The sequence below is a fragment of the Rothia sp. HMSC065C12 genome (assembly GCF_001812085.1).
In the GTDB taxonomy this organism is placed as follows: Bacteria; Actinomycetota; Actinomycetes; order Actinomycetales; family Micrococcaceae; genus Rothia; species Rothia mucilaginosa.
Window position 1 is genome coordinate 101,406 of record NZ_KV807676.1, and the last position, 12,102, is coordinate 113,507.

Genomic DNA, 12,102 nt, shown 5'->3' on the forward strand with positions numbered 1-12,102 from the left:
GAAGCTGTGTGCGACGGCCCGCGGGCGGCTATAGTTGCCGAGCTGTCTAGCCGAGCTGAGCTGTCTAGCCAAGCTGAGCTGTCTAGCCAAGCTGAGCTGTTTAGCCGAGCTGAACCTTACCCTCGCGCAGAGCGGTCAGCGCGTAGGACAGGTCGAGCGGGTACTCGCTGGTGAAGGTCACGCGCTCGCCGGTGCCGGGGTGGTCGAAGCCCAGGCGGTGCGCGTGCAGCCACTGGCGGGTCAGACCCAGTTCGGCGCTAAAGCGCGGGTCGGCGCCGTAGGTCAGGTCGCCGCAGCAGGGGTGGCGCAGCGCGGAGAAGTGCACACGAATCTGGTGGGTGCGCCCGGTTTCCAGGTGCACCTCCACCAGGGATGCGGGGCCGAAGGCTTCGAGCACATCGTAGTGGGTGATGGAGTTGCGTCCGTCTTCAACCACGGCGAACTTCCATTCGTTGCCGGGGTGGCGGCCGATGGGTGCGTCAATGGTGCCGCGTAGCGGGTCGGGCAGGCCCTGCACGAGGGTGTGGTAGACCTTGTCCACGGTGCGTTCCTTGAAGGCTCGCTTGAGTTCGGTGTAGGCGCGTTCGCTGCGGGCTACGACCATCAAGCCGCTGGTGCCCACGTCCAGGCGGTGCACAATGCCCTGGCGCTCTGCCGCGCCGGAGGTGGCAACCGAAATGCCCTCGCCCATGAGCGCGGAGATGACGGTGGGACCGTGCCAGCCGGGTGAGGGGTGTGCCGCCACGCCCGCGGGCTTGTCCACCACAACGATGTCCTCGTCCAGGTGCACGATGCGGAAGCCGTCCACCTTCTCGGGGCGGATGTCCGCCAGATCGCGCGGTGCGGGTGCATCGACGACGACCTCATCGCCTGCGGAAAGCTTGTAGGACTTGCCAATCTTCACGGTCTTGCCGTTGTTGGTCACGGTCACGTGGCCGTCACGAATCCACCCGGAGGTGCGGGTGCGCGGCGCGTCGAGGGCACCGGCGAGCGCGGCGTCCAGACGCATACCGGCGAGCGCGCCTTCAACGGTGAATTCGGCGCGGATGCGTGCCGTATCTTCGGCGGCGTTGGTGGTTTCGCTCATGCGGCTCTCCTTCGGGTGGTGTTTGCTTAGGTTGTCTGTGTGAGGGGTCGTCTGTGTGAGAACGTCTTAGTAGGCACGTGTGTCGGCAACGTAACCGTCGGCGCGTATGCCGGAACGGGGAGCTACTTGGCGCTCTTCTCTGCCGCATTCTTGTCGTCAGCCTGCACACGGGTTCCGTTGAGGTTCAGGCCCTTGAAGTTCAGCAGAACGATGAACGCCATGCACACGCAGATTGCAGAGTCTGCAATATTGAAAATCGCGAAGTTCGGCACGGAAATAAAATCAACCACGTGACCGGAGCCGAAGCCGGGCTCACGGAAGAGACGGTCGAAAAGGTTGCCGCAGATACCGCCGAGCAGACCGCCCAGCGCGAGGGTCCAGGACAGGGCGCGGGTGCGGCGCAGCAGGTAGAGCACCACGGCTGCGGCGGCGACCATGACGAGGGTGAAGACCCAGGTGACATTCTCACCCATGCTGAATGCGGCGCCGGAGTTACGAATCGAGTACCACCACAGCAGCCCGTCAATGACGGTGATGCGCTCCCCCAACTGCATCTGGGTGACGACCAGGTATTTGGTGCCCTGATCGATTGCGAACACGACGGCGGCGAGCACGAGCGCGAGGATTCCCACGGAGCGAGCCGAGAGGATGCGCACGCGGTGTCCAGTAGCTTCTTCGGTGGTGTTTTCAGCGGCGTTATCGCTAGCCTGTGCGACTGAGGATTCAGCAGTCTTGGGGGTATTGGTCATAGCTCTCCTCTAGTCTGTGCCGGTTGGTGCCCCTACGGTACGGAGGCAGGGCGCGCTCGCGTTCGATAGTGCCCCTCTAGCTTAGCAAATCGGGGTAGCGCATCGAGTATTCGGTGGTGATGTGGCGGGTGCTCTCCCTCGCTTTGCATGCTGGGTTCTTAGGCCGTGCCGGGCGGGCATGAGAATACCGCCCGGTTCTCTCGATCTTCCCCGGTGAATAGCGGTGGAAGAGAAAGAATCCGGGCGGCATACGCCTCAAAGCGTCGTTAGCTTAGCAGCGTCGTTAGCTTATTTAGGCACGCTGATTTATGCGGAAGCCTCGATGGACTTGAGGTTCTTCAGCTCCTGAACCTGTGCGTCCAGGTGCTGCAGCAGCTTGGAGCGGTAGCGGCTCTCGAAGCCGCGCAGAGCCTCAACAGCGATCTCCAGCTCTTCCTTCTCGTCGGTGAGGCGAGAGAGAACCTCTTCGCGCTGCTGCTGAGCTTCGCTCACCATAGCGTCTGCCTTCCTCTCTGCCTCTTCGAGCAGTTCAGCCTTAGCCTTCTCGCCCTGTGCCACGTAGTCGTCGTGAACCTTCTGTGCCATGGCGAGCAGCGCCGCCGCATCCTGAGGTGCAGCCGATGCCGCCGAGGACTGTGCGGGTGCTACAGCCGCTGCGGGGGAATCGGGTGCGTTTGCAGAGAGCTGCTCAACCTGACGCTCCAGAGCGTCACGCTCGGAGTAGAGTGCGCGCAGTTCGACAACGAGCTCGTCCAGGAAGTCGTCGACCTCGTTGCGGTCGTAACCGGACTCTTCGGTGACGATCTTGAAGCTCTTAGTGATCAGGTCTTCGGGGGTGATTGCCATGGGCTTCTCCTCTGGGTATCCCTACGGGGTTTGGTGGTGATGTTGAGTGCCGCGGATTCACCAGCCAGATAGGGCGTGGCCCCAATATTTTAGGGTCCCGATGATTCAGGGCATGGTTATGCCGCGATGCAGTCGTTGGCACCAATTCTACTATTCTTTGGTTTCTGTGCCCGGTTATACGTCGGTTGAATCGTAAAATATTCGCTCGGCGCAAGGGTGGGATTCACCACGCGCTGCGTTTATCCCTATCCCCGCCGTAATCAAGCTCGATATCTGCTCGCGGGTGCATTTCGCATGATTCGACGCCGGCTGTATTCGTCTCTCCCCCCTCGCGGGAGGTTCTTCTCGGCCCAGAAATTGGGTACAGAAAACCCCGCCAGCACGTCATCCCATGTCAGGATGCCAAGCGCAAGCGGGGCTCTCATGCCTAGTTCTCGTATCTCTCCGATGGAGGGGCTACGTTAGGACAGCTTCGCGGTAATCGTCATCATGATGTTCAGCAGGAAAGACAGCAGAACAATCAGAATCAGAAAACCGGTATCCAACGCAACGTTACCCACACGCACCGGCGGAATCAGACGACGCAACAGGTTCATCGGCCAGTCCGTCACCGCGTACACGCCACTGGCGAAGAGCAACACAATGCCCTTGGGGCGCCACTCCGGAGCGAACATGCGTACCCAGTCAAAGAGCATGCGCAGCAGCATGGAGACGTAGAGAACGTACAGAATAATCGTAATGAGGGCGAAAATATAACCCATCTATCAGTCCTTAGCCCTGGTCGAAGGGGAATTCGCCGTCGGTCTCAAAGCCGGCGGGAACCTCGGAGTTAGCCACGCCCAGAACCTCCAGGTTGGAGGGGGTCAGCAGGAACACCTTAGCGGTGACGCGCTCAATGCGGCCCTCCAGTGCGAATGCCAGACCGGATGCGAAGTCCACCAGGCGCTTTGCGTCTGCGTCAGGCATTTCTTCCACGTTCATAATCACGGGGATGTTCTCGCGGAATGCCTCACCAATGATCTTTGCGTCATTGTAGGAGCGGGGGTGGATAGTGGTGATACGACGCAATTCGTCCTCTTCTTCCTCGTAACCGTAGGTGTATCCGTTGGTTTCTTCGGGCTCGTAGCCCTGTTCGTAGTAGCCGTCGTTGGAGTACGTATCGGCGTACTGCTCGGTGTATTCGGTATTCGGCACCGGGGTGTCCTCCCAATTGTCTGCGCTGGCGTCGTCCCAAGTCTGTTCGGTTTCCGCCAGATCAGCTGTGGTTTCAGGTGTATGAGCGGTGGCGTGTGCCGCTGCATCTACGGCTGCTCGTCCGTCGGCAGGTTCTTCTGCGTCCAGATACTCGGTTTCTGTACCGTCATCGTAGCTATCAGCCTGCAGGTACTCTTCCTGTTCAGTATAGGCGGGTTCGTCCTGCAGGTGGTAGGTTTCGCCCTGAGACCCGGCATGCGACTCGGCGACGCTGTACTGTGCCGAGCCGGGCAGTGCTGAGAGCCTGTTGGCGCTATCGGTCTTCTGTGCTGTAGCAGCCTGCCCTGCGGAGGCGTTCGCCTCCTTGCGGGTGTCAGCCTGCACAGCCTGCGGGGATTCTTCCGACGTCGCCTCGGCGTCCTGGTATCGTTCCAGGCCGAGGAAACCCGCCAGACGGCTTTGCTTCGCCATGATTCTCTCGCTGTTCTTTGCTTGTGGTGTACAGGGTCTGCCGTGGTGCTTCGTCAGAAGGTGTGTGCGTGACGGTACGTCATGCACCGGCATGTATATATTACCAGCGCCCACCCCGCGCGGGTGGTCAGGGCACCGATGATTATGCCGCCGCCAGCAGACCCATCAGCTGAAAAGACTAACGGCTAAAGGGCCTAGAGCGCCGGGCGCTTACCCATGATGTCGCTACCCACGCGCACGCAGGTTGAACCCCAACGCACCGCCGCCTCCAGGTCGCCGCTCATGCCGGCGGAAATCTCGGTCGCGTGCGGCACCTGCTCACGCACCAGCGACGCCAAGCCGTACAGCTTCTCGAACGCCTCGTCCGGGTTCATGCCCAGCGGCGCCACCGCCATCACGCCACCGCAACGCAGGTGCTCGTGGTTCTCAATGCGCTCCACAAGCTCCAGCAGCTCGGATGCACTCGTACCGCCGCGCGCGCCCTCGGCAGCGTGGCCAGCGGTCGCGACCTCCGCCAGGGACACCTGCACCAGGCAGGTCAGCGCACCCTGCTCCGCCGCCGCGGGTGCGGGCGCCTCCCCCGCCTCGAAGCGTGCCAGTTGGTTCGCGTACGCCTTCGCCAGCGCATCCGCCAGGGAGGGGCGGTCCACCGAATGCACGCTGGAGGCGTACTTGACCACAGACTTCGCCTTGTTCGTCTGCAGCTGGCCAATAAACGCCCAGTGCGGGGGCTGCACCTCACGCTGGGCGCAGTATGCGGCGAGCTCACGAGCCTTCGCGCTCGCCTCCTGGTCGCGGTTCTCACCGAAGAGGGTCACTCCCCCATCCAGCAGCGCCGCCGCGTCGGAGGCGGGGAAGAACTTCGTGACCGTCACCAGCTGCACCGGGGTGCTCGCCTCGGTACGCACGGCGCTGTGGTCCTGCTCCGCGGTGCGGATACGCTCAAGCACGCGGCGGTAGTTCTGCAGCAGCTGCTCGGCGCGTTCGGGAGTGTACTGCAGGTTCTCTTCTACGTTCATTTCAGACATCTTCTCTCCTTCAGCGGCTTTCTATCTTTAGCAGCTCTAGGCGGCAGGCTCTGCCGCCTTCTCGATCCACACCAGACCTGCGATGCGGCCCGGCTTCTCACCGCGGTTCGTGAACCCGCGATGCGAATACACCTCAGGCTCCTCAAAGGTGCACTGGGCGCAATCCATGCTCACCTGCACCCCTGCCTCTTCCAGCACGGCGCGGGCGCCTGCGGGCAGGTCCAGTCCGGGGGTCTGCTGACTGGTCACCGAATGCACCTGCGGAATCAGCTCGGTGGATTTGGCGCGCATCGCCTCGGGCACCTCGTAGCAGCTACCGCAGATGCTCGGACCCAGCCAGGCGGTAATTTTCTCCGCGCCAAGCTGACGCATCCGTTGCACGGTCTGCTGGAGCACACCGTCGAGCAGGCCGCGGCGGCCAGCGTGAGCCACCGCCAGGATTGGTTGCCAGTTCGCGACCCGCTCACCCACCAGCACCACGGGAATGCAGTCCGCCACCATAATCGCCAGGGGCACGCCCTCACTGCTAATCGCCGCATCGGCGACCGGGGAGTTCTCCAGCACCGCGCGGGCACGCTCAGCGGTACGCTCCTCGGGTGCACCGGGCGCGTAGGATTCCACCGCGTAGTCTTCCGGGTAGGCAATCTGCACGCCGTGCACCTGGTTCAGGTAGAAGAACGGCTCGGTGCCCAGCGCCTCCTCCAGGGCGGCACGGTGGTTGAGGGTGCGCACCAGGGAGGCGTCCATGCCGCCGCCGAGCTCATCGTCCACGTGCAGACCCAGGTTGCCTGCCGCGCGGGAAGTGAAACCCACCCGCACACGCCAAGAGCCCAGGGTGCGGGTATCGGCTGAGGCAAGTAGTGGAGTTTTGGGAGCGTCGCTCATCGTCTATTCCTTCATCAGATGTCAGCAGGTATAACGGCGGGTATAGCAAAGGGGAGCCGAGAACAGCACAATGTGCGTGTTTCTCAGCTCCCCTATAGCTTCATAAGACTCTCAGCCGTGCAACGCCTAGGTGGCGTTCACAGCCGGGCAGACTACTTCAGGAAGTCAGGGACATCCAGGGTGTCGCGGCGAGCCGGAGCTTCCTCCACAACCGGGGGAAGGTCAACGTCGAAGCCAGCAGCGCCGGTGGAAGCCGGAGCAGCAGCGGGTGCGTTGTAGCCGTAGCCGTTAGCAGCCGGAGCAGCGGTGGAACCGCCGAAGGATGCCTGGGTGCGCTGAGCCTGAGTAGCAGCAGCGGTAGAAGCGTTGGAGTTGGTCTCCGGGTTCACTGCGTCGAAGCCAGCAGCAATCACGGTCACGCGAGCCTCATCGCCCAGTGCGTCGTCAATAACAGCACCGAAGATGATGTTTGCGTCGGGGTGAGCAACTTCCTGAACCAGGCGTGCAGCCTCGTTGATCTCGAACAGACCCAGGTCGGAGCCACCCTGAATGGACAGCAGAACGCCGTGTGCACCGTCGATGGATGCTTCCAGCAGCGGCGAAGCGATAGCCAGCTCAGCTGCCTTCACGGCACGGTCCTCACCGGATGCCGAGCCGATACCCATCAGAGCCGAACCTGCACCCTGCATGACGGACTTAACGTCAGCGAAGTCAAGGTTGATCAGGCCGGGGGTGGTGATCAGGTCGGTAATGCCCTGCACACCGGAGAGCAGAACCTGGTCAGCGGACTTGAATGCGTCCAGCATGGAGACGTTACGATCCGAAATCGACAGCAGTCGGTCATTCGGAATAACGATCAGGGTATCAACCTCATCGCGCAGAGCAGCGATACCGGTCTCAGCCTGGTTGGAGCGGCGACGGCCTTCGAAGGTGAAGGGGCGGGTCACCACACCAATGGTCAGAGCACCGAGGGAGCGGGCAATACGTGCCACGACGGGTGCGCCACCGGTACCGGTGCCACCACCCTCACCTGCGGTCACAAAGACCATGTCTGCGCCCTTGAGGACTTCCTCAATTTCCTGCGCGTGATCCTCGGCTGCCTGACGGCCAACCTCGGGGTTTGCGCCCGCGCCAAGACCGCGGGTCAGCTCACGACCAACGTCCAGCTTAACGTCTGCATCGGACATCAGCAGAGCCTGAGCGTCAGTGTTGATAGCAATGAACTCAACGCCGCGCAGACCAACCTCAATCATGCGGTTGACTGCGTTGACGCCACCGCCGCCGATACCAACGACCTTGATGACTGCCAAGTAGTTCTGGGGAGTTCCAGCGTCCATGTATTCCTCGATTGTTCCGTGTTCCAGCTTCGGAAGACCCGCAGCTTAATCTAAGCCTGAAGGTTTCCTCTAAAGAATGACTTTATCTGCTAGGATACCAAACTGTTTTTGTCGGTTCCTAGTCACACAGCGCAATTACCCCCTCTTTTTGCGGATTTCACACAAAAAGGGAGGATAAAGCGCCTGAATGGTTCCCCTAACGGGTCACCGGTACGCGCGGGGCAGACACGTCATAGACGGTCACCTTCTGCGTCTGTGCCTCGGAGGAGGTCTCCTCCTGGGCACGCTTAGCAATAGCCTGGCGCAGGGAGAGCAGGACCTTAGCCTTCAACTCACTCTCTTCAGCGGTTCCCCACTGCACCGTAGTATTATCCCTCAAGGTTAGAGTGATACTTGAGGTTGACGTAGCGCCGGCTTCCTTAACCTGAGCTAGAAGCTCAGAGGGCATCGCCGAAAGCGCGGTAGAAATAGTGCGGAACTCAGCCGAAGTCTGCGGGTCATCACCGCTGAAACGAACCAGCGGCACCGACGTATCGGGCTGAGTTGCCGACTCCAGAAGGCTCACACCATCACTATCAACAGTATGGTACGTATCGCCCTGCTTCACAACCGCAACCGCGGTACGCTCCTTCAGAGTCACCACCAGCTCATGCGGCGGACGGCTCTCCACCTGCACGCTACGAATCACATTATCCTGCCCGATCAGCTCACGCACCTTCTTCTCATCGATGCGAGTGAGCGGAACGCCGCGCAGAGGCTCAAGCTTCTGCTCCACCTGGGTGGTTTCCAGCAGGGACGTGCCGCGCACCGTGATCTTCTGAGTCGCCAACAGGGGCGAGAAGAAGACCAGCACCACATACAGCACCGCGATAATAGCCAGTGCCGAGACGGTGTACAGCAGCTTACGGGCACGAGTCAGAGGCGCACGCTCCTTACGGGGGCGCTCCTCAGCACGCAGACCGTCCAGACCCGGATCCTGACGCAGACGCTCACGGTGAGCCTGACGGCTCGCACGCTCGCGCTCCTTCTCAATCTCCGCTGCACGCTGCTGCTCACGCTCGGCACGCCAACGACCAAAACGGCTCGCGGGACGAGGCTCTTCAACAGCCTTCTCCCCCGCCTTATCGGCGCTTTCTTCAGCTTTCTGAGCGGCAGACTCTTCGCGAGATTCAGCAGAATCGGCAGAAGACTTCTTATCAGAACTCTTCTGAGCAGCCTTCTGATCGGCTACTTCCTTTTCTGCGCTCTTCACCGACTGCGAGGATGCAGTCTGAGCAGATGCACCCTTGGCGGATGAAGTCTTCGACGAAGAATCCTCAAACGCCTCAACATCAAACAGCTCGGGCGCATGCTCAACCTCAGACACGGTACGACCGGTCATCAGCGCAGAACGCACCGAATCCTTCAAAGACTGTGCTGAAGAATGAACCGCCGCAGCGCTCTTGGACGCCGAAGAATCAGCACCGTTCTGACTGGGCGACTTATGCACCACCGGCTTACGCGGCATGTGTCGCACGGAGCTCGAAGACTGAGTAGCGGAAGGCTGATTAGCGGCAGACTGCGCACCAGAAGGCTGAGCAGAAGCCTCCGAGGATGCAACCTCGACAGGCTTCACGGCGTCCACAGACTTCATAGCTTCCGAGGGCTTTGCAGTCCCAGTAGCTTCTGCGCTCTTCACAACCTGAGGCTGGGTGGCCTGCGGCTGAGTCAGCTGAGACTGCGCAGATTCAGCCTGCACAGACTCAGATTTCTTAGCCTCAACCTGCGCATTCTCAGCTACCTGCTGGGCGCGCAAACGAGCACGCGAACGCGGAGCCTTCGGCGCGCGCGAGGAGGAATGCCCCTCCGAAGAGAGACCAGAACTCATCGGCACAGCCTAAGCCTCCGACTTCTTCGACTCGCCACCGTGACGGATTTCCAGGGACTCCAGCAGACGCGCACCCAAAGCGGTCACATCGCCAGCGCCAACGGTCATCACAATATCGCCAGCCTGAGCGCAGGTCACAATATCCTCAATAGCGTCCTCAGCGGTAGCGTAACGAACCTCAGAGAAACCAGCACCGGTAATCAGCTCACTAGTCACACCCTCAATCGGCAGCTCACGAGCCGGGTAAATATCCAGCACATGAGCACGGTCAGCCATCGACAGAGCCTCAGCGAACTCCTTCGCGAACTCGCGAGTACGAGAGAACAGATGCGGCTGGAAAATCACGTACAGGTTGTGGCCATCAGCCACGGTACGACCGGTCTCCAGAGCGCGGAACACCTCGGTCGGGTGGTGCGCATAGTCATCAAAGACCTTCACGCCCGCAACCTCACCACGCAGGGTGAAGCGGCGGTCAGCACCCACAAACTCAGCCAGAGCGCGAGCAATATCGGCAGCCTCGTAACCAGAAATCAACGCCGACGCAAAAGCAGCCGAAGCGTTCAACTGGTTATGAATACCCGGCACCTTCAGCGCAAGATCCTGCTCACCCTCATAACGCACGCCACGGCATTCAAACGACCAGGACAGGTGCGACGACGAGGAAGAACCAGCGCTGGTAATCTCACTAATACGCAAGTCAGCATCCGCCGACTCACCGTAAGTCACCACGGGCACACCCGCCGCACGAGAACGAGCAGCCAAATCAGCCGCGCCCGCATCATCAGCACAGGTCACCACAACACCGTTAGGTGCCAGCGAACCCACAAAACGGTTGAACGCCTCAAAGACACGCTCATCCGTCTCGTAGAAATCCAGGTGGTCCGGCTCAACATTCGTCACCACAGCAATAGCCGGGCGGTAACGCACAAACGAGCCGTCCGACTCATCAGCCTCAGCCACAAAAATCGACTCCGGGCCCTGAGCACCCAGGTGCGCGTTCGTGCCGCGACCAGCAATCACAGTACCCACCGCAAACGACGGGTCAGCACCCAGCTGATCAAACATCACAGAAATCATGGAGCTGGTCGTGCTCTTACCGTGAGTACCGGCAACAGCAACCACCTGAGACTCACCCATCACGGCGGCAAGAGCCTCAGAACGATGCAGCACACGCAGACCCTGCGCACGAGCGGCAACAAGCTCCGGGTTATCCTCACGAATCGCGGTAGAAATCACCACGGTATCAACATCCACAATGTTCTCAGCCTGCTGAGGAACACCCACACGAGCACCCGCAGCACGCAAAGACTCAATAGTAGCCGACTCCGCACGGTCAGAACCGCTCACCGTCACACCAGCCTGCAGCATCAGAGCGGCAATAGCGCTCATACCCGCGCCACCAATACCGATGAAGTGCACACGGCCCAACTCGCTCATCTTCGCACGCTCAGGGAACGGCGGGTTCAGCGGTGCAGGCAACACCATCTCAAGATTCATCAATTCAGTCATTACTTCTCAGCTGCCTTCAATACTGCTTCAGCCATAACGCTCGCCGCGTCACGGATACCAAGTTCATACGCCGCAGCGCCCATGCGCTCCAGCTCCTCCGGATTCGCCATAAGAGCCGGAATCTCACGGGCGAACCACTCACCGGTGACCTCTGCATCCTTCACCAGCAGAGCCGCAGACGACTCCACCAGAGAACGAGCATTCAGAGCCTGCTCACCATTACCAATAGGAAGCGGCACAAAAATCGCGGGAACACCCACAGCGGCAACCTCACTGACGGTCGCCGCACCCGAACGCACCAGCAGAAGATCAGCGGCAGCATACACATCCTGCATGCCGTTGCTGAACTCAATCTGACGGTAATTCGGCGCACTCAGCGGCTCACCATTCTCATCCAGAACAGCCTTACCCTTACCGGTAATGTGCAGAATCTGGAAGTCCCACTCCGCAAAGTGGTCACGGCACGCCGCCACCGCATTATTCAGACTCAACGCACCCAACGAACCGCCGGTCACAATCACGGTCGGCTTCTGCGGGTTCAGGCCCAGGTTACGGCGAGCCTTCGAACGGTGCGCCTCACGGTTCAGGTAGGCAATCTCATCCTTCATCGGCATACCCACCAGGGTCGCGCGCGGGAAAGGAGTATTAGGGAACGCCACACCGGTGAACTTCGCAAACGTGCCACCCAGGCGGTTCGCCAAACCGGGCTTCGCGTTCGCCTCATGAATCACCACGGGAATCTTAGCGCTCAACGCCGACAGATACGCCGGCGGGCACACGTAGCCGCCCACACCAACAACCACATCCGCATCTGCTTCCTTGAGGATGCGGCGGGTCTTCGACAGACCACCAAAGAACTTAGCGGGGAAAGCCAAAGCGTCACGGTTAATGCTACGAGGGAACGCCGCACGAGGAATAAACTCAATATCGAAACCAGCTGCCGGAACCAGCTCGGCTTCCATCTTGTCCGCAGTGCCCAGCATCAGAATCTTAGCGTTCGGCTCAAGATCACGAACCGCACGCGCAATCGCGAGCATCGGATTAATATGACCGGCGGTGCCACCACCGGCGAAGACTATAGAGGGCGCCTTCTTCGTCATAGGTCTTTCTCCCAACACATCGGTACAGC

The 12,102-nt window shown here is 60.6% G+C and carries 10 protein-coding genes and 1 pseudogene; all 11 read right to left on the bottom strand.

Going from position 1 to position 12,102, the window contains the following annotated elements; genetic code table 11:
• Positions 1-100 precede the first annotated feature (100 nt).
• The 11 genes and pseudogenes from HMPREF2836_RS04000 to murG all read right to left on the bottom strand — a co-directional run bounded on the left by HMPREF2836_RS04000 (position 101) and on the right by murG (position 12,073).
• The gene (locus HMPREF2836_RS04000; protein ID WP_005506532.1) at positions 101-1,087 is read right to left on the bottom strand and encodes an RluA family pseudouridine synthase; all 987 of its coding nucleotides are present in this window, start codon (positions 1,085-1,087) and stop codon (positions 101-103) included.
• A 122-nt stretch (positions 1,088-1,209) separates the two neighbouring features.
• Positions 1,210-1,836, bottom strand: a complete 627-nt coding sequence (lspA, locus tag HMPREF2836_RS04005) for a signal peptidase II (RefSeq protein ID WP_070629513.1) — start codon at positions 1,834-1,836, stop codon at positions 1,210-1,212.
• 306 nt (positions 1,837-2,142) lie between these two features.
• Entirely contained in the window at positions 2,143-2,682 is a 540-nt protein-coding gene (locus HMPREF2836_RS04010; RefSeq protein WP_049345219.1) for a DivIVA domain-containing protein, read from the bottom strand.
• 461 nt (positions 2,683-3,143) lie between these two features.
• Positions 3,144-3,443: a YggT family protein gene (locus HMPREF2836_RS04015; protein WP_070629514.1), complete on the bottom strand. Its 300-nt coding sequence runs from the start codon at positions 3,441-3,443 to the stop codon at positions 3,144-3,146.
• 10 nt (positions 3,444-3,453) lie between these two features.
• Positions 3,454-3,765: pseudogene (locus HMPREF2836_RS09405) on the bottom strand (cell division protein SepF); the annotation flags it as partial.
• Between the two features lie 776 nt (positions 3,766-4,541).
• A complete protein-coding gene (locus tag HMPREF2836_RS04025; protein ID WP_070629516.1) occupies positions 4,542-5,375 on the bottom strand; it encodes a YggS family pyridoxal phosphate-dependent enzyme in 834 nt (277 codons plus the stop codon).
• 36 nt (positions 5,376-5,411) lie between these two features.
• Positions 5,412-6,260: a purine nucleoside phosphorylase YfiH/LACC1 family protein gene (locus HMPREF2836_RS04030; RefSeq protein ID WP_070629517.1), complete on the bottom strand. Its 849-nt coding sequence runs from the start codon at positions 6,258-6,260 to the stop codon at positions 5,412-5,414.
• A 152-nt stretch (positions 6,261-6,412) separates the two neighbouring features.
• Positions 6,413-7,597 carry a cell division protein FtsZ gene (ftsZ, locus tag HMPREF2836_RS04035; protein WP_049354877.1) on the bottom strand — a complete coding sequence of 395 codons (1,185 nt, stop codon included), beginning with the start codon at positions 7,595-7,597 and terminating at the stop codon, positions 6,413-6,415.
• Positions 7,598-7,793: 196 nt separating this feature from the next.
• On the bottom strand, positions 7,794-9,464 hold the full coding sequence (locus HMPREF2836_RS04040; RefSeq protein ID WP_246822816.1) for a cell division protein FtsQ/DivIB: 1,671 nt from the start codon (positions 9,462-9,464) through the stop codon (positions 7,794-7,796).
• A gap of 9 nt (positions 9,465-9,473) precedes the next feature.
• On the bottom strand, positions 9,474-10,973 hold the full coding sequence (murC, locus tag HMPREF2836_RS04045; RefSeq protein ID WP_070629518.1) for a UDP-N-acetylmuramate--L-alanine ligase: 1,500 nt from the start codon (positions 10,971-10,973) through the stop codon (positions 9,474-9,476).
• Positions 10,973-12,073 (bottom strand): undecaprenyldiphospho-muramoylpentapeptide beta-N-acetylglucosaminyltransferase, encoded by a 1,101-nt coding sequence (gene murG / locus HMPREF2836_RS04050; protein WP_070629519.1) that lies wholly within the window; start codon positions 12,071-12,073, stop codon positions 10,973-10,975. The genes murC and murG overlap by 1 nt, the downstream gene beginning before the upstream one ends.
• Positions 12,074-12,102: the final 29 nt, after the last annotated feature.